The sequence below is a fragment of the Pseudooceanicola nitratireducens genome, assembly GCF_900109195.1.
Taxonomy (GTDB): domain Bacteria; phylum Pseudomonadota; class Alphaproteobacteria; order Rhodobacterales; family Rhodobacteraceae; genus Pseudooceanicola; species Pseudooceanicola nitratireducens.
Window position 1 is genome coordinate 527,450 of record NZ_FNZG01000003.1, and the last position, 18,204, is coordinate 545,653.

Here is an 18,204-nt window from a genome sequence, read left to right on the forward strand (position 1 = left end):
GCGAAGTTGGAGAGGAACTTTGTCTTAGTTGGCCGATGCAAGCTGCTTGGGCAGCTTGAAGGTCCAGAGGGTGCCCCCCTGGTTGAGGTAGTTCACCTTCTTGGCGACTTCCCCACCCCAGAGCGGAACAGCACCGCCCCAGCCCGAGATGATCGAGACATACTGCTCGCCATCCAGTTCATAGGTCACCGGCTGGCCGACGATCCCGGAGCCGGTCTGGAAGGACCACAGCTTTTCGCCGGTTTCGTCATCCAGGGCGATGAACTCGCCCTCGGGGGTGCCGAAGAACACCAGGCCACCGCCCGTCGTCATGACCCCGCCCCACAGCGGCGCGTCGTTCTTGTAGTTCCACTTGATCTCACCGGTATCCGGGTCGATCGCCTTCAGCGACCCGATGTGATCCTCGAAGATCGGCTTGATGGTGAAACCCGCACCCAGGTAGGCCGCGCCCTTCTTGTAGGAAATCGGTTCATTCCAGATGTCCATGCCCCATTCGTTCGAGGGCACGTAGAAGTTCCCGGTGCGGCCCGAATAGGCCATGGGCATCCAGTTCTTGCCCCCCAGGAAGGACGGCACGGCAAAGACCATCTCGCCCTTGTCGGCCTCAAGCGGGTTGCCGGGGCGGTTGTCCTCGACAAAGATCGGGCGGCCGTTTTCGTCGATGCCATCCGCCCAGGAGATGTTTTCGACAAAGGGCGAGGCCGAGACAAAGGCCCCGTCTTCACGGTTGAGAACGTAGAAGTACCCGTTCCGGTCGGCGGTGGCGAAACGCTGGTTGCCCGAACGGTCGGTATAGGCCACCACTTCGTTCACGCCGTCAAAGTCCCAGCCTTCGCGCGGCGTGGTCTGGAAGTGCCACTTGATCTCGCCCGTGGCCGGGTCGATGCCCAGGCGCGAGGCGGCGTAAAGGTTGTCGCCCGTGTTGCCCTCGGTCGGGGTGCCCGCGTTGCGCAGGTGGCTGTTCCAGGGGGCCGGGTTGCCGGTGCCGAAGACCAGCGTGTCGGTGTCCTTGTCGTAAGAGCCGCCCAGCCAGGTCGCGCCGCCGCCGGTCTTCCACATGTCGCCCGGCCAGGTCGCGTTCAGCGTGCCGGTCATGGTGGATTCTTCACCGTTCAGCATGCCCATGTGACCTTCGATCACGGGGCGTTCCCAGACCAGGTCGCCGGTTTCCGCATCGCGCGCCTGAACCGCGCCGACGATGCCGAATTCCCCGCCCGAGTTGCCGGTGATCACCAGCCCGTTCACGATCAGGGGCGCTGCGGTGTAGGAATAGCCTTCCTTGTAGTTGGCGATCTTCTTGTTCCACACGGTGTCGCCGGTCTTCAGGTCCAGCGCGACGATCCGCGCGTCCAGCGTGCCGAAATAGATCTTGTCGCCATAGATCGCGCCACCGCGGTTGATCACGTCACAGCAGGGCAGAATACCTTCGGGCAGGCGGGCATCGAATTGCCACAGCTCTTTGCCGGTTTTCAGGTCGATCGCGTACAGCCGCGAATAGGACCCGGTGATGTACATCACGCCGTCATGCACCAGCGGCTGGGTTTCCTGGCCGCGCTGCTTTTCCCCGCCAAGCGAAAAGGCCCATGCGGGCACGAGGTTTTCGACGTTGTCCTTGTTCAGCGTCTCCATCGGGGAATAGCGCTGAAGGTTCCGCCCCATGCCGTTCGTCAGAATATCGCCGGGCGTCGCCTGGTCGTTCGCCAGGTCCTCTTCGGTCACCTGCGCAACGGCGACATTCGAGAACGCAAAGGTCATGGTCGCCGCGACGGCGGCTTTTACAAACCTGTTCATCTGTTTCCTCCCATTGGATCGATGGCCCGCCTTGCTGACGGGCAGCTCGCAGACTTGTGAAAGTATTGGCCATGCCCCCTCGGGCGGGTATTGGCGATTGGTCGTAGTCCCGGTACGACCTAGCCTCTTGCGCCGCCCAGACGCGCGCCGCGTCGCGGCCCCGACCGCCCCCCATCCTTCAGGATAGGGCCCAAACCGCCCCGCTTCGTCCTTTGGTCGTATTTCGCGCGGCGCCCTCGCGGCCCTATCCTGAGCGCAAGAGGGAGGACACCATGACTGCATTCACCACGTTCCTGCGCCGTACTACCTTGGGCACCGTAATGGGCACCGCGATCGCCACCGCTATCGCATCCCCGGGCCTGGCCGAAGACCTGCCCCGCCTGAAGGCCGCGCTCTACATGTCGGGCACCGTCGCCTGGGAAGTCGACACCATCCAGCACAACGGGTTCGACCGCGATGCGGGCTTCCAGATGGAGGTCATGGACATCGCCGGGGGCGCCGCCGGTCGCGTCGCCCTGGCCGGAGGCGAGGTCGACATGATCGTCGCAGACTGGCTCTGGGTGGCGACACAGCGGGCCGAGGGCAAGGATTACGTCTTTATCCCCTATTCCAAGGCGGTCGGCGGGCTTTACGTCGGCAAGGACAGCACCGCACAAACGCTGGCGGATCTGGCTGGGGCCAAGATCGGCATCGCCGGCGGGCCCAACGACAAAAGCTGGCTGATCCTGCGCGCCTATGCCCAACAAGAAATGGATTTCGACCTGGCCGGTCAAAGCGAACAGGTCTTTGGCGCGCCGCCGCTGATCTTCAAATCAGCGCTTTCGGGCGAGGTCGACGGCGCGATCAACTTCTGGCACTTCGGGGCCAAGATGGAAGCCTCGGGGATGCGTCTGCTTGCCTCGACGTCCGAAGCCGCGCTGGCGCTTGGCCTGAACCCCGAGACCCCGCTGCTGGGCTACGTCCTGACCGGCGACTTCGTCCGCAACAACCCCGAGATCGTCGAAGGCATGGTCCGCGCCTCGCGCCGGGCCAAGGACCTGCTGGCCAGCGATCCTGCCGCCTGGGACCGCCTGCGCGACAAGATGCGCGCCAAGACCGACGCCCAGTTCGAGGCGCTGAAGGCCGGCTGGATCGCGGGCATCCCCGCCCCCGGCCCCGTCTCGCGCGAGGATGCGTCGAAGATGCTGGCGATCATGGCCAGCCTGGGCGGCGCGGACCTGGTCGGCAAGGCCACCACCCTGCCCGAGGGCCTGTTCTATGAGCCCGCCTCCTGATCTGATCCTTGATCTGGCGTCCGTGCACGCCGGCGGCGTCCCCATCCTGGGGGCGCTGTCCTTTGCCGTCCGCGCCGGTGAAACGCTGGCCCTGACCGGGCCTTCCGGCATCGGCAAATCCACTCTGCTGCGGGTCGTCGCGGGCCTGCATCGCGGCTATCGGGGAAGCGTGACCGGCCCCGCCACGCAGGGCCGCATCGCCATGGTCTTCCAGGATCCCAACCTGCTGCCCTGGCGCAGCGCGCGCGACAACCTGACCCTGACCACCCGCTGCACCCCCGATCAGGCCGCCCATTGGCTGGGGGCCGTCGGCCTGGGCGACAAGCCCGATCACATGCCGCGCCAGCTGTCGCTTGGCCAGCAGCGCCGCCTGGCCCTGGCCCGCGCCTTTGCCGCGGGGCCCAGGTTGCTGTTGCTGGACGAACCCTTCGTCTCGCTCGACCCTGGGCTGGCGGACGAGATGATGGCGCTGTTCGAGGATCTGCGCGCCACCCATCCCGTCACCACCCTGCTGGTCACCCACGACCCGCGCGAGGCCGACCGCCTGGCCGACCGCATCCTGCGGCTGCAGGGCAGCCCCGCCCGTCTGGCCGGGGCCGCCTGATCCCTGCTTGCGCGGGATCGCGCCTCAGCCTGCGCCCCTAGTCCGAAATCGACCCAAGGTAGCTGACGATGAAATCCAGCACCGTCGGATCCGCAATGCCCACGTGGCGCATCTTGGTGCGCGGCAGGAACCCGTCGTTGTCCATCATCCAGGCCTTCAGCGCGCCCGGCGTCCAGACGAACCCCGCCTGCGCCAGCGCTTCGGAATAGGGATAGCCGTCCTGGGCCCCCGCCCTGCGCCCCACCACCCCGGTCAGCAGCGGGCCATAGCTGTCGCGATCCGCATCGACCGAATGACAGCGGTAGCATTCCTTGTGAAAGAACTTTTCTCCGGCCTCCGTCTTGATGTCGGTGATCTGGTCCGCGCCGGCGGGCACGGCGGCAATCGCCAAGACAAGCGCCGCGATGGTTGAAAGGCCTGTGTTGGACATCTCTTTCCCCTTTGAAATCATGAGACACCACAATTTCGCACGGGGGGCCGGGGCGGCATTTGATGCAGGACAACAAAGCCCCCCGACCTTCGTCGGAGGGCCCCTACGACCAAAGTCGTAGACCACTCGTTACACCGAACCCCTAGAACAGCCGCTGATAGCGCCACTCATCCGCGTCCGGGGTGACCTCGTCCAGGTCGTAGTCGGCCCCCTTCAGGCGCTGCGCCACGTCCAGACCGTCCTTGGCCGCCTCGTCGATCAGGCGACGCCCGGCCGCATCGTCCTGTGCCACGCCCCAACCGCGCATCAGGTCGAGGCCGCGGTTGAACTTGCCGACAGGATCGCCCGCCTCGGCCGCGCGGCGGTTCCATTCGGCGGCGGCTGCAAGGTCCTGCGGCCCGCCCAGGCCCACGTCGTCCAGCTGGCTCATCCAGGTCATCGTGCCGGTGTACCCGGCCTCGGCGCAGCGGGTGAACAGCTCTCTCGCCAGTTCATGCCGGCCGGATTTCGTGATCAGATAGCCGGTCGAACAGATGACCATGCCGGTCTGGCCTTCGCGGATCTTGTCCATGACGCTGGCCATCGACATCTCGTGCGGGTTCAGCACGCCCTGTTCGGTGACCTGGGTATCCGCGCCCGGGTCCATCGCCTTGTCGTCTGCCAAAGCTGGCGACGCGACGGTCAGGGCCACCAGCGCGGACACAGTGCAAAGGGACGGGAAACGGGCAAGTGGTCGACGGGTCATGGCAGGCTCCTCCGTGCGGAAGGGTGCCAGCAAGCACGGCGCGGGCCTATCCGACCTAAGTCGCCCCCCGCATACGACCCCGACTGCGACCCCGCCTGTGCCCCGGATCGGCCCCGATCGGCGCGCCCCTAGGCCTTGCGGCGCACGCTGCCCCGCCCCGGGTCATAGCCCCAAAGCGCCAGCGCCATGAACAGCACCACCGCCCCAAGCGTCACCCCAAGCGCCAGCGGATTGAGCTTGAGGTACAGCGCAAAGCGCAGCGCCTCGACCGCGTGTGTGAAGGGGTTCACCATGCAGATGTCGTGCAACAGCGCGCTGGCCTCGGCCATCTTCCACAGCGGGTAAAGCGCCGAGGACAGGAAGAACATCGGGAAGATGACAAAGTTCATCACCCCGGCAAAATTCTCAAGCTGCCGCACGGTCGAGGACAGCGCGATCCCAAGCGCCCCGACCATGAAGGCCGCGATCAGCATGACCGGAAAGGCCGCAACATAGCCGAAGGCGGGATAACTTACACCGTAAATCGCTGCGATCCCAAGGAAGGCATAGGCCTGGATCACGCCGATCAGCGCCCCCGCGATCAGCTTGCACGACAAAAGCCACCAGCGCGGCAGGGGCGCGGTCAGCAACAGCCGCATGGTCCCCAGCTCGCGGTCCATGACCAGCGACAGCGAGGATTGCATGCCGTTGAACAGAAGGATCATGCCCAGAAGCCCCGGCACGATATAGGTCTCGTAGGTGATGTAGGTCTCGTAGGGTTCGGTGATTGACAGGCCAAGCGCCGCGCGAAAGCCCGCCGCAAAGACCAGCAGCCAAATCAGCGGCCGCACCAGCGCCGCGATCATGCGGCTGCGCTGGCCGAAAAAGCGCAGCGCCTCGCGCGTGCAGATGGCGATCAGGGCGGTTAGCGCGTGGGTCATGCCGGGGCCCCGGTTTGGTCCCCGGTCACGGCCAGGAAATGATCCGTCAGCGCTGGTCCGACAGCGGGCGTCGGCCCTTCGGACAAGACCCGCCCCTGATGCAGGATGACCAGGTGATCGCCTGCCTGGACCTCATCCGTCAGATGGGTGGCCCAGAGCACGCTGATCCCGCTGTCCCGGGCCAGCGCATGGACCTGATCGGTCAGCGCGGCGCGGGTCGGCGCATCCAGCCCCACGGTCGGCTCATCCAGCAACAGCACCTGCGGGTCGTGCATCAGGGCGCGGGCGATTTCCAGCCGGCGGCGGTGGCCGCCGTTCAGGGCGCGCACCTTTTCGCCCGCCCTTTCCTGCATGGACAGACGGGTCAGCGCGGCCCCGGCCCGGTCCCGCGCGTCCTGCCCGCGCAGCCCGTGAAGTCCTGCGAAATACAGCATGTTGCGCCAGACGCTCAGGTCCAGATCCAGCGTCGGCTGTTGAAAGACGACACCCGTAGCGGCCAGGGCCGGACGGGTGGCGCGGGCGATGTCGTGACCGGCCAGCACCAGCTGCCCGGCCTCGGGGCGGAACAGCCCGGTCAGCAGACCGAACAGCGTGGATTTCCCCGCCCCGTTCGGCCCCAGAAGCGCACAGACCGCCCCCCGGGGCACGGCAAAGCTGACCTGGTCCAGGGCGCGTTTCGCCCCCCAGTGATAGCTGACACCCTGAACGGTGATCCCTGCGCTGTCGCTGGTCATCGTGGCGGATTTCGCCCCCTACTTGATGGTGATGTCCAGCCGCTGAAGATCGCCCCGCGACTGCGGCACATACAGCTGGTAAGACCCGGGCTTGATCGCGACAAAGCCCACCTCCATCACGCCGGCCTCGTCGAATTCGAAGCTGTCGATGCCAAGGGGACGGATTTCCAGCCCCTCGATCACGATCTCGTCGATCCAGATGGCGCGGAAGAACTCTGGCCCCATCAGCGCCAGTTCCTGGCTGCCGTCGGCCTCGATCTCGATCTCGTAATAGGTGCCGGATTTCAATTCCAGCGGCGCATCGGCCAGGGGCTGGCCCGCCGATAGAAGGATCGGCGGCAGGTCTTCGGAATTGGTGGCCGACAGGATCCCGGCCATGCCAAAGCCCTTGTCGTCATCATCATCGTCATCCGCCAGCGCGGGCAAAGCCGCCATCGCAAGGGTCAGGGCCGCAGCCGTCATCATCCGCATGTTCATTTCCTTTCTATTCGTTTTTCAACGGGTTGCCGCGCCCCAGGGAAAGCGGCCGACCTTGATGGATTTCACCGCCTTACGGGCGGCCACGTCGATCACCGTCACGTCGCCAGACACACCGTTGGTGGTGAACAGCTGGCTGTGATCGGGCGAAAACGCCATGTGCCAGACCCTGCGCCCGACCAGCAGATAGTCTTCGACCTCGTAGGTTTCGGCGTTCACCACGGCGACGTGGTTGGACGGGCCAAGGGCGACAAAGGCGGTCTTCTGATCCGGGGTCAGCTCAAACCCCACGGGCTGGATCAGGTCGGGGTGCACGCCCTGAATGTCGAAACGGATCTTGGTGATCTCGGACTGGTTAGAGGTGTCGAAGACCGAGATCGTGCCGCCGATCTCGGCCGAGACCCAAAGCTCGGCCCCGTCCTTGATGAACTCGGCATGGCGCGGGCGGGCATCGACCAGGGTATTGGCGCGGATCGACCGCGTCTCGGTGTCGATCCAATGCGCCATATTCGTGGTTTCCGAGGTGGTGATGACCGTCTTGCCATCGGGCGACACGGCCATGCCCTCGGGTTCGATGCCGACGTTGATCTGGGCCACGACCTTGCGGGTTTCCACGTCGACCACCGTGGTCACGGCATCGTCTTCGTTGGCGATCCACAGATAGCGGTCATCGGGCGACAGCACGAATTGTTCAGGATCTGCCCCCGAGGGCAGATCATGCAGGATCTCGCCCGTTTCCGGGTCCATGACCTGCACCGCATTGCTGTCCGAGGCGCAGATATAGACCCGCGAGCGGTCGGAATTGAAGGTGATCCCGCGCGGACGTTCGCCAGTGGGAATGGTGCGCACGACCTCGAGCGTGTCGATGTCGATCACGCTGATCGTGTCGTCCTTTTCGTTGGTCACCCAGATTTCCGAGGCCACAGCGGGACTTGCCAGCCCGAGACATAGCGCAAGTGTCGAAACGCGCAGCATCTTAGTTCCCCTTTTTCAAGGCTGTTTCAAATTCAGTGCATGTGCTTTCCGGCGCATCCGTCCCCAGGCTGTCCAGGGGATTGCGCGCATGTTCGAACCCGTCCAGCGGCGCGACACCCACGACCGCGCGGGCGTTCACCACCGGGATCGGCTGCCGCAGCTGGCCGTTCCAGGTGCGGAAACTGACCGGACGGCCCAGGAAGGCGGCCAGTTCAAACTCGGGCGATAGCACATAGTCGCGGATCATCTGCGGATCGGCCGATCCGGTGCGGGTCACGGCCTCTCCGATGACGCGCATGGCGACCCAGGCGGCGAAATCGCGCGGGCCCATGTCGCGGCCTGCCAGGGCCAGGAACCGCGATTGCAGCTGCGCCGCGCCCCATTGTTCGACCACCCGGTCCCAGGTCAGCGCCCGCAGCCCCGTCGATCCGATCACCGGTCGCGGCACCCAGGTGTTGTGTTCGATGTAGCGCGCGAAATCATCCGCCGCATCGGCCACCAACACCACGTGATGATCCTTGAAACCCTGCGTCAGCAAAGGCACTTCCTGTGCGGCATTGCGGCGCAGATCGCCGGCCTCGGACCAGGCTGCGGTCGACACGATCTTGATCCCGAACTTGGTCGCCGAGGCGCGATAGGCCTCGGCCAGGGCGGCGTTCTCGGGGCCCTCGCCCTCGATCAGCGCGGCCTTGGTCCAGCGTTTGGCCAGCAGCACCTGCATCAAGGCATCCGTGCGCATCCGCAGTTCCGACGCGGTGTGCAGCAGGTTGGCGCGGCACTGGTCGTTGCGCAGCACCCCGTCTTCCGCCGAGACGTTGAAGATCAGCGCCTGCGCCAGCCCCGGCAGATCCGCCACAGACAGCTGATCGCCCAGCCCCATGTCGGTCAGCACCAGCTGGCCTGCCTCGCCCAGGCGTGCCGCTTCGGCTGCCGCGTCGCCGCCCGGAGGAAGCGACACGACATCCAGCGCATAGGCATGGCCCATGAACTGCCCCGTCGTGGCATTGTCTGCCAACCCCAGCTGCGCCCCTTTGATGCCCCGATCTTCGGGGATCGGGTCCAGGTTCGACAGCACGACCGCGGGCGGCTCCTCCACTCGCAGATAGGTGACCTGCACCTTGACGTCCTGCGCCTGCGCCGCCCCGGCCAGCAGGCCGGCGACCATCGCGACGGAACCCAAAATGCCGCCCCGCATCGGGGCAGATCCAGTCAGTGCCATGAAAATTCTCCTCCGAACCCGAGCTTAGGAACAGGCCCTCCGACCCACCATTAGACCTTGGTCGCAGGGGCACCGCCCGGCTTTGGGACCAAGGTCTAATGGCGGGTCGGGCACCGGCGGGACTATTGATTGTGAAACGCTCGGAGGAGACCATGAAACAGATCTTTACGCTTGCCGCCCTCGCCACCCTGTCGCTGTCGGGTATGGCGCTGGCCCATGGGGATGTCGCCCCGCAGCCGGTGAACACCGACGCCCTGCCCGACGTGGGCGAGGAATGGCTGACCGAAAACCCCTATCGCGCCGAGGAAGTCGGGGAAGACACCTGGATCAAGGCGATCGAGATCGGATCCTCGGGCTACAACCAGAACTGCGCGCGCTGCCACGGGCTGGGCGCGGTGTCCGGCGGGTTGGCCCCCGACCTGCGCTATCTGGAAGCCGAGGAATATGGCGACGAATGGTACGTGGAACGCTTCCGCTATGGCATGACCCAGAACGGCATCACCAAGATGCCCGGCTTTGGCGAACTGCTGGGCCAGAAAGCCGCCTGGGCCATCCGCACCTATATTGAAACGCGGCCCGATGACGGGGCCCTGGACAGCCATTCCGCGCGTCTTGCCGATATTCGCGACAGCCTTCTGGCCGGCACGGTGACCGATGTCGCCGCCCTGAAGGAAGAGCTCTCGGGGATCGCCGCCGAGGTCGAGACCGGTTCAGGTGCCCCGGTTGCGGATTCCGTCGCCTTCGAGGCCTCTCGCATTCTCAGCGACGATCAGACCAGCTGGAAAAAGGCCGGGGATATCCTGACCATCGGCCTATCTGCCACGCAGTGACGCCATGACACGCACCCTTGCTGTTCTCAGCGGCATTGCCTGCCTCGCTTTTGCGGGGCAGGCTTTTGCGCGTTGCGAAGATCACGTGCCCCAGCCCAAGCCGCAGAACACCTTTGCGCAGGACGTGGGCCGGGAATTCGACACCATCCTGGACGACGGCTGGATCGAATTCGCCGTCTACGAAGACTTCCCCCCCTGGTCCTACGAAGAAGCCGGCAAGCCGCAGGGCGTGGATATCGAGATCGGCCGCCTGATCGCCGAAGACATCGGGGTCGAGCCGCGCTTTCGCCTGGTCCAGGCCGACGAGACACTGGATGCCGATCTGCGCAACTACGTCTGGAAGGGGGCCATTGTCGGCGGCCGCGTCTCGGACGTGATGCTGCATGTGCCCTATGACAGCGACCTGACCTGCCGCATCGAACAGGTGGTGTTCACCGGCCAATACGCGATGGAGGAACTGGCCATCGCCTATGCGATATCAGCCTATCCCGACGGCGATGCGCCGACGCCGGCCTATTTCCGCTATGACACGGTGGCGGTCGAGAATGACTCTCTCTCGGATTTCTACCTGTCGTCCTTCGGGCGCGGCGCGGCCTCGGGCACAATCCGGCGCTTTGCCACCACCGACCAGGCCGTGAAGGCCCTGGCGCGGGGCGACACCATGGCCGCCATGGGCCCGCGCGCCGCGCTTGAGGCCGGTTTGGGCGAGGACCTGGGCAGGGATCACAAGTTGCACACGCCGCCCTACCCGGGGCTGGTGCGCAAGGACTGGACCATAGGCGTGGCGGTGAACCACCAGCACCGCGATCTGGGCTATGCCGTGGATTACGCAATCGAAAAGGCGCTGGCGGATGGCCGGATCCAGGCAATCTTTGCCGCCCATGGGCTGACCTTCCTGCCGCCAGAACGTTAAAGCCCGAACGTTAAAGCCCGAACGTTAAAGCCCGACCGCTGAAGCCCGACCGCTGACCCACGCGGCACAGCCCTTACAGGCTGCGCACATCCCCATCCCGGTCGACGTAAAGCACCCGGTGCAAGCCCAGCCTGTCGCGGGCAACGCGCATCGTGGGCACATCCATCAGGCAGAACGCGGTCGAGGCCGCATCGGCCAGCGCCGCCTGCCCCGCCACCACCGTCACCGTCGACCAGACCGCCGCCCCGCCGCGCGGGTGCAGGATATGGTCGCGCCCGCCGATCCGCATCGCCCCGGGGCTGGAGGTCGCGACGGCGGCATTGCGGATCGACACCCGCCCGACCGGACCGGCAGCGGGATCCTCGATCCCCAGCCGGAAGTGCCCGCCAAGCGCCGCCTGTTCGCCCATGTCCACCAGCGCCCGCGCATAGCCCCGCGCGCGCAGCATGTCGCGCAGCTGATCCGCCGCGAACCCCTGGGCAATGCCGTTCAGCGTCAGCTGCTGCCCCGGCCCCAGCACCAGATCCCCGCCTTCGCGCCGCAGCTGGCCCAGCCCGATGCGGCCCGGGTCGGGGGTGCGTCCTTCCGCCAGATCCAGCCAAAGCGACTGCACCGTCGGATCGAACATCCCGTCCGTTGCGTCATGCACCGCCCGCGCAACCTCCAGCACCGCGTCCAGATCGGCCCCAAGCGGCGCGCGGCCCAGGCGGTTCAGCCGCCGCAGGTCCGATCCGGGGTCGAACAGGGTAAACCGCGCCTCGATCTGCCGCATCCGCAGGGCCAGCGCCTTCAGATCCGCGGCGATGCGATCCGCCCGTCCGGTGATGGTGATCGAGACCTCACCGCCAAAGGCGATCCCCCGCCAGCTTTGCGACGCTGCCCGCGCCGTGCCGGGCAACACAGCGGCGGCGGAAAGGGTCAGGAACCTGCGTCGGGTCATCCTCATGCCGCTTTCCTTTTCCGGTTGGCCAGGATCAGGGGGACACATTGGGCGGGGTCATCGTGGATGGTAACACAATCCAGGCACTGGAAACATTCGTCATACTGGATCTCTCCGGTCTTGCGGATCGCGCCATAGGGGCATTTGACCCGGCACAGCTGACAGGGGGATCCGCAGGCCTCGCGCCGGGCGATCCAGTCGCGTCCGCGCAGCAGCCCGCCGATGGCCATGAAGGCCCCAAGCGGGCAGACATAGCGGCAGAACCCCTTGAAGAAGACCGTGCCCAGTACCAGCCACAGCATGGCATAGGCCACGTAGAACCATTCGCGCTGGAAATGCACGGTGATGGCCGTCTTGAAGGGCTCGACCTCGGCCATCTTCTCGGCCCGGTCGGGCAACAGGAAGGCCGTGGCGATCAGCCCGAAGAGCACGAGGTATTTCACCCGCTTGAGCCACAGGTCCAGCCGCCGCCCCGGGGTGATCTGCGGCAGGCGCAGCCAGCGCCCCAGGTGATGCGCGAATTCCTGCATCGCGCCGAAGGGACACAGCCAGCCGCAGAACAGCCCCCGCCCCCACAGCACGAACCCCAGGATCGTCACGCCCCAGATCAGCAGCGAAAACGGATCATACAGCAGCACCTGGAAGGACCCGTCCCCCAGGGCCGCCCGCAGCACCGCCAGCACGGTAACGATCGACAGCTGCCCCTGCCCCCAGTACCCCACAAAGCCGATCACCACGGCCAGGATCGCCAGCCGGATCGCGGTGTAATGCCGGTGCCCCGCCAGCCGGGTCATGCCCGGCCCCAGCAGCACAAGCAGCCCCGCGAGAAAGACCGCAAGCCCGATCAGATCGCCCTGCCGGTTGAAGATCGCATCGACCCAGGGCGAGCGCGGCTTGATCACCTTGGGCGTGACATAGAACCGCCCGGGCGCGGAAGAGGTCAGTTCGAAATGCGCATCTCCAATTTCGGGGTGGAACATGCCGTGTTCGCGAACCGCCTGCACGCGCAGGGTCCAGTCGGCAATCGGGTTGAAGCCCAGCCGCCGGTCGGCGCGCAGGATCATCACCGCCTGCGGTTCAGGAATATCCGGGTGGAGTTCGACAAACAGATCCGCATCGCGCAGCGCCACCGGAAAGCCGCCCTGCGTCGCCGACAGCCGGTCGGGCGCGGTGTTGCGCACGAAATTCTGCGACACCAGCCCATGGCGGCCATAGTCCATCACCAGAAGCGGTTCGTCATCCGGGCTGACCGCGTAAAGCCGCGCCAGATCGTCCAGCGTTTCAGGCCCGAAAACCGCCCGCTGCACCGCGGGCGCGCCGACGTCGACCAGCCAGAGGTCGATATAGATCCCCTCCGGCTCGTCCTGCGCGATCGGATCGTCCCGTGCCCAGATCGTGCCGGCAAAGGCCTGATCGGCCTGGGCATTTGTCACCACAAGGCGCTGCGCTATCCCCTGGTCGATCAGGTCCTGCCAGCTCAGATCTTCCTCGACCGCCATGTCAGGCCGGGCCGAGGCCCCGCCGCCGATCCCCGCCAGCTTTTCCCGCGCCACCGACAGCGCAGCGGCCAGGATGGATTCATGCGCGATCCGCACGCTGGCCGTCGCCTTTGTCACCCCGTCCAGATAGATCAGATCCGACCCGCCCCCGCCGCTGCCATAAGGCACGCCGACGACAAGGTTCTGGGTGATGGCAAGGCCCGGGTATTGTTCCAGGAAATCGCGAAACGGCTTTTCGCCCAGCCCTGCAACAAAGACCGGTTCGTGCTGTGACAGCAGCTTTACGTCGATGAAGGTGCCATCCAGTTTCAGCAGCACCAGCACGTTGATCGGCTTGCCCGAAAACCCCGGCAAAGGGGCCAGCGGCCCGGTTTCGAAGGCATAGCCGATCTCGGCCCCGCCGGAATTCAGCAGGTGATAGACGCCCTTGTCGTTGATCCCCTCGCCCAGGGCATAGGGCGGCACGATCCGTTCCGCGATCGCGGCGCGGGGCGAGACGGGCCAATCCACCGCCCCAAGGGGCAGCGCCACGACCCAAAGCGCCATGCACAGCAAAAATCCGGTGATGTTCCTCCACATGGGGTGACGCTACTCCTGCGTTCTGCGCGCCCCTATACGACCAAAGTCCAGCGCCCGTTCCGACCCCTTCAGCACTAGGATCACCCCCGGAGGAGAAGATGCGCAAAGACTGGATTGTCGCGGCCCTGTCACTGGTCTGCCTCGTGGCGCTCTGGGCCCTGGCCTCGGCGGTCAAGGCGGATCCGCTTGTGCTGCCCTCGCCCCGCGCCACCCTGACCGTCTGGGCCGAGCTTGCCGCCAGGGGAGAGCTGTGGATCCAGATGCGCGCCACGCTGATCCGTGTCGCCATCGCCTTCACCCTGGCCATGGGCCTGGGATCGGTGATCGGCATCCTTCTGGGCCGCCATCCCGGCGCGGATCGCTTCTTTGGCCCCTGGGTGACGGTCTTTCTGAACATCCCCGCGCTGGTGGTGATCGTTCTGTGCTATCTCTGGATCGGGCTGAACGAAACAGCGGCCATCGCGGCGGTGACGCTGAACAAGGTGGCGCAGGTGATCACCACGCTGCGTGACGGCACCCGTGCGACCAACCCCGACCACGACGACATGGCGCAGGTCTTTGGCATGTCGCGCATGGCCCATCTGCGCCACGTGCTGCTGCCGCAGCTGGCCCCGTTCTTTGCCGTGGCCGCGCGCAACGGGCTGGCGATGATCTGGAAGATCGTACTGGTGGTGGAATTCCTGGGCCGGTCCAGCGGCATCGGGTTCAAGATCCACCTGCATTTCCAGAACTTCCAGACCGCCCATGTGCTGGCTTATGCGCTGACCTTCGTCACCGTCATGCTGGCGATCGAGATGCTGGTGATCCGCCGATGGGAAGAGGCCGCGGGCCGCTGGCGCGGATCGGCGTGACCTGTGCGGTAAGCCCTTCGCGATCAGGCCCCCGCGCCCCTAGCTCGGGTCGCTCAGGAACAGCTCGATCTCGCGCGGGTTGATGGGCTTGTAGCAGATCTGGACCCCGGCGGACTTGGCGGCGCGCGCAACCTCCTGGCTGCGGTTGGCGGTGACCAGACGCGCGGGCAGACGGCCAAAGCGGTCGAACAGCGCCTGAAGCGTCTCGAGCCCGTCCATCCCCTCGCCCAGCTGGTAGTCCACCAGCAGAAGGTCGGGCGTGATGTCCAGCACCTCCATCAGGTCCAGGGCCTCTTCTCCGCATTCCACGTCGATCACCTGCACGCCCTTGCGTTCCAGCATGTGCACCATGGCGGGGCGCAGTTCGGCGTCGTTTTCGATCAGCAGGGCGACCTGGCCGGCCTCGGACGGCAGGGGCACGCGGTCCAGCCCCGCGCCGGGCACCGATCCGTTGCTGCCCCAGATCCGCGACACCGGCAGGTCGATGCCAAAGCGCGTGCCATGGCCGACCTCGCTGTCCAGGTGGATCGGATGGCCCAGCTGGGCACAGGCGCGATCCACGATGGCCAGCCCCAGCCCCATCCCGGCCGAGGCCGAGGCCGAGACCCCAAGCCGATGGAATTCCTTGAAAATGCTCTGCTGATCCTTGGGCGCGATACCGGGGCCGGTGTCCCAGACCTCGACCCGCAGGCGGTCATTGGGCTTGCGCCGCACCCCGACCAGCACCCGCCCGCTTTCGGTATAGCGGATGGCGTTGGACAGAAGGTTCTGCAGAATCCGCCGCAGGTAGGTCGCATCGCTTTCCACCACCATGGACGACCCCACGACCGCCAGGTCGATCCCCTTGGCCGCCGCCATCGGGGCGAATTCGTCGCGCAGCTGGCGCAGCAGATGCGACAGCGGCACCGGCATGATCGACATCGAGGAATGCCCGGCCTCGAGCTTGGATATATCCAGCAGCGCCGACAGGATGTTCTCCACGCTCGCCAGCGCATTCTGCGCCTTGGTCAGAACCACGCGGGCATTGTCATCCGGCGCTTCATCCTCGGCCGAGGCGACGAACAGCTTGGCCGCCGACAGCGGCTGCAACAGGTCGTGGCTGGCCGCCGCAACAAAGCGCGAGCGCGCGGAATTCGCCCGTTCGGCCCGGCCAAGTGCATCTTCAAGGTCCAGGGTCCGCTGCTTGACCCGCGCTTCCAGCGTTTCATTGGCGCGGGTGATGTCTTCCATCGTGCGGCGTTCTGCGGTGACATCGGCCACCGACATCACGAAGCCGCCGTCGGGCAGATCCTCGGCCGAGATCACCAGAACAAGGCGATTGCGGCGCACGACCTCGAACCGGATGGGGCTGCGCGGGCTGGCCCCCGCGACCCAGTTCAGCAGGCCGCCGCCCTTCAGGCCGGAAATGCTCTCCATCTCGTCCGAGACCTGGCGGAACAGGTCCTGAAAATCCCGCCCCAGCCGGAAATGCGAAATCGGCAGCCCCAGCAGATAGCTGAGCCGCTGGTTCACGCCCGCCAGCTTGTTCTCGGAATTGAAGATGCAGACGCCCAGGGTGATATGTTCCAGCGTGGCGCGGATCATGCTGGCCTGATCGTCCAGCACCTTGGTCATCGCCTCGCGCTCGGACAAGACGATATGGGTGACGTCGGTCTGAAGAATGACGGTGCCGTCGTCCATCGTGCGGTGTTCGGCAATCTGTATCCAGCGGTTGCCGGTGACATGCACGTTGAAGACCACGTGGCTGTCGCGGTGGCGCAATCGGCGGCGGCTGGCCCAGGCGTCGGAATTGTCCTTGTCGGTCAGGTCCAGATAGGCCGAGCGGCTGACCATCTCGACGTAGTCGGAAAAGGTGATGCCCGCCCGCAGTTCGGCCCGCACATCTGGCAGGAACGACGCGAAGCGCGAATTGTACATGACCAGCACGTCGTCGCGGTCGAACAGGGCAAAGCCTTCCTGGATGGTCTCGATCGCATTGGTCAGGTTGCGCCGCGCCGCCGCCAGTTCGCGGTTGGCATCGGCCAGGCGGGCGTTCGACACCGACAGAAGATCCAGCGTGTGTTCCAGATCGGTGGTGCGCTGGCGGACCTCTTCTTCCAGCAGGGCGGCACGCTGGAACTGGCCATAGGCCACACCATGTTCGGCCGACCGCTGTTCGGCCTGCTGCATCAGCACATCCACGATCTTCAGCAGCTTTTCCCGCGATCTTTCGGGCGTATCCGCGGGGTTCAGAAGGCTTTCGGACCGCAGCGTCATGAGATCCCCGTCGGCGGATAGATCGCGACCCCGGTGAAGGTCTGGTTCACATGGATCGCGCCGATCTGTTCGCCATAGGTGGAAAAGCCCCGGACGTTATGCGCCGAAAGCAGGCGCGAGACCTCGGCCCCCTTCTGGCTCAGCTCGGCCTCGGTGCGGCGGAAGACGCAGTCGCAGGCCAGGATCGTCGCCGGGCTTTGCGCCGCGCCCAGCTCTCTCAGCGCCTGATCAAGGTGCTGCACGATATCCTTGGGCTTGGCCAGGGTCAGCACCAGCCCTTCGTCGATGGCGGCAAAGAAGGTCAGCGCGCCGTCTTCGTCGGCACCCTGAATGGACCGCACGTGATGCTTGCCGCCGACCTGCACCACCAGGGGGTTGGCGGCAAATATCGTGTCGTCCAGCATCTCGGGGTCGACACCCACAAGCCGGGCGTATTCCACCGCCGCGGGTTCGGCGTTGATTTCTTTGACCACGCGGTGTTCGGGGTCGGCCTCGGTCACGACCATATGGGTCTGGGTCGCCTCGAAATGGTCGAAGCTGAAGACCCGGACCGGGCAATCGGTGCGGAAGAAGGTCAGCACGGCGGCGTTCTGGATCATCTCGTGCCCGTTCAGCACGAAGGTTTCCTCGAACCGCGCCCCGTCCCCGGCCGATCCCCCGAACAGCGGCACCGCCCCCAGCCCCGAGGCCAGCGCCGCGGTCAGCTGATCTTCGCGGGTGGACAGACCGTCGACCAGCAGCATGGCGAATTCATGGGTGAAGGTCGGCTGACGGCGCATCAGGTTCTGCCGCGCCCGGATCAGCCCGCCCATCAGGTCGCGCGGGGCCAGTTTCTGAAGATCCGGCACCAGCAGGGTTTCCACCGCGAAATGATCCGCCGGAAAGGCCATCGCCACGATCTTGTCGTCGTCATAGCCCTGCGCGGTCAGCTCTCCTGCGGTGGAACAACCCATGATCCGCGCGGCGGGAAATTCCGTCTGCAACTGCATGGCCAGCGACACCCGGTTCGCGGCCACGGAGAAGAACACCAGAACGATCGCAAAGGGCCCCGGCCCAAGGCTGCGCGCCAGCTTGCGCACCGCTTCGGGGTCCGAGGCTTCGGCTTCGGCGCTGCGGACACAGGGGTGTTTGGCCACACCGCCCGCGAAGTCTTCTATCCGACGCATG

The 18,204-nt window shown here is 65.8% G+C and carries 17 protein-coding genes; 5 read left to right on the forward strand and 12 right to left on the reverse strand.

All coding sequences use genetic code 11. The features are described 5' to 3' along the window. Positions 1-24: 24 nt before the first annotated feature. On the reverse strand, positions 25-1,791 hold the full coding sequence (locus tag BMX99_RS13160; RefSeq protein ID WP_093452544.1) for a PQQ-dependent methanol/ethanol family dehydrogenase: 1,767 nt from the start codon (positions 1,789-1,791) through the stop codon (positions 25-27). Positions 1,792-2,063: 272 nt separating this feature from the next. Here BMX99_RS13160 and BMX99_RS13165 point away from each other — a divergent pair, with 272 nt between their 5' ends. Beyond that, entirely contained in the window at positions 2,064-3,065 is a 1,002-nt protein-coding gene (locus tag BMX99_RS13165) for an ABC transporter substrate-binding protein (RefSeq protein WP_409371779.1), read from the forward strand. Further along, entirely contained in the window at positions 3,049-3,669 is a 621-nt protein-coding gene (locus tag BMX99_RS13170; RefSeq protein ID WP_093452548.1) for an ATP-binding cassette domain-containing protein, read from the forward strand. Before BMX99_RS13165 ends, BMX99_RS13170 begins: the two co-directional genes overlap by 17 nt. Positions 3,670-3,706: 37 nt before the next feature. Here BMX99_RS13170 and BMX99_RS13175 read toward each other — a convergent pair whose 3' ends face one another. The 7 genes from BMX99_RS13175 to BMX99_RS13205 form a co-directional block, all read right to left on the reverse strand. Further along, the gene (locus tag BMX99_RS13175; protein ID WP_093452551.1) at positions 3,707-4,099 is read right to left on the reverse strand and encodes a c-type cytochrome; all 393 of its coding nucleotides are present in this window, start codon (positions 4,097-4,099) and stop codon (positions 3,707-3,709) included. 142 nt (positions 4,100-4,241) lie between these two features. Then, positions 4,242-4,844, reverse strand: coding sequence for a tetratricopeptide repeat protein (locus tag BMX99_RS13180; protein ID WP_093452553.1), 603 nt, complete (start codon positions 4,842-4,844; stop codon positions 4,242-4,244). A gap of 128 nt (positions 4,845-4,972) precedes the next feature. Continuing rightward, positions 4,973-5,764 carry an ABC transporter permease gene (locus tag BMX99_RS13185; RefSeq protein ID WP_093452556.1) on the reverse strand — a complete coding sequence of 264 codons (792 nt, stop codon included), beginning with the start codon at positions 5,762-5,764 and terminating at the stop codon, positions 4,973-4,975. Next, entirely contained in the window at positions 5,761-6,498 is a 738-nt protein-coding gene (locus BMX99_RS13190; RefSeq protein ID WP_093452559.1) for an ABC transporter ATP-binding protein, read from the reverse strand. The genes BMX99_RS13185 and BMX99_RS13190 overlap by 4 nt, the downstream gene beginning before the upstream one ends. Positions 6,499-6,516: 18 nt before the next feature. After that, positions 6,517-6,960, reverse strand: coding sequence for a hypothetical protein (locus BMX99_RS13195; RefSeq protein WP_409371784.1), 444 nt, complete (start codon positions 6,958-6,960; stop codon positions 6,517-6,519). 33 nt (positions 6,961-6,993) lie between these two features. After that, positions 6,994-7,950 (reverse strand): YVTN family beta-propeller repeat protein, encoded by a 957-nt coding sequence (locus tag BMX99_RS13200; protein ID WP_093452566.1) that lies wholly within the window; start codon positions 7,948-7,950, stop codon positions 6,994-6,996. Position 7,951: 1 nt separating this feature from the next. Then, positions 7,952-9,169 (reverse strand): ABC transporter substrate-binding protein, encoded by a 1,218-nt coding sequence (locus tag BMX99_RS13205; RefSeq protein WP_244525534.1) that lies wholly within the window; start codon positions 9,167-9,169, stop codon positions 7,952-7,954. 152 nt (positions 9,170-9,321) lie between these two features. Between BMX99_RS13205 and pedF the strand changes: the two genes are divergently transcribed. Next, positions 9,322-9,999, forward strand: coding sequence for a cytochrome c-550 PedF (gene pedF, locus BMX99_RS13210; protein ID WP_093452568.1), 678 nt, complete (start codon positions 9,322-9,324; stop codon positions 9,997-9,999). A gap of 4 nt (positions 10,000-10,003) precedes the next feature. Next, on the forward strand, positions 10,004-10,912 hold the full coding sequence (locus BMX99_RS13215) for a substrate-binding periplasmic protein (RefSeq protein WP_093452571.1): 909 nt from the start codon (positions 10,004-10,006) through the stop codon (positions 10,910-10,912). A 73-nt stretch (positions 10,913-10,985) separates the two neighbouring features. Here BMX99_RS13215 and BMX99_RS13220 read toward each other — a convergent pair whose 3' ends face one another. Both BMX99_RS13220 and BMX99_RS13225 read right to left on the reverse strand, forming a co-directional pair. Then, positions 10,986-11,858 carry an FAD:protein FMN transferase gene (locus tag BMX99_RS13220; RefSeq protein ID WP_170848723.1) on the reverse strand — a complete coding sequence of 291 codons (873 nt, stop codon included), beginning with the start codon at positions 11,856-11,858 and terminating at the stop codon, positions 10,986-10,988. Continuing rightward, on the reverse strand, positions 11,855-13,930 hold the full coding sequence (locus BMX99_RS13225; RefSeq protein ID WP_093452577.1) for a 4Fe-4S binding protein: 2,076 nt from the start codon (positions 13,928-13,930) through the stop codon (positions 11,855-11,857). Before BMX99_RS13225 ends, BMX99_RS13220 begins: the two co-directional genes overlap by 4 nt. Positions 13,931-14,028: 98 nt before the next feature. On the opposite strand from BMX99_RS13225, the gene BMX99_RS13230 reads away from it, so the two are divergent. After that, complete coding sequence (locus BMX99_RS13230) at positions 14,029-14,781, forward strand: ABC transporter permease (RefSeq protein ID WP_093452580.1); 753 nt, start codon at positions 14,029-14,031, stop codon at positions 14,779-14,781. A 39-nt stretch (positions 14,782-14,820) separates the two neighbouring features. Here the strand turns inward: BMX99_RS13230 and BMX99_RS13235 are convergent, their stop codons facing one another. Then, complete coding sequence (locus BMX99_RS13235) at positions 14,821-17,037, reverse strand: hybrid sensor histidine kinase/response regulator (RefSeq protein WP_093452583.1); 2,217 nt, start codon at positions 17,035-17,037, stop codon at positions 14,821-14,823. Continuing rightward, complete coding sequence (locus BMX99_RS13240) at positions 17,034-18,203, reverse strand: FIST N-terminal domain-containing protein (protein WP_093452586.1); 1,170 nt, start codon at positions 18,201-18,203, stop codon at positions 17,034-17,036. The genes BMX99_RS13235 and BMX99_RS13240 overlap by 4 nt, the downstream gene beginning before the upstream one ends. Position 18,204 lies beyond the last annotated feature (1 nt).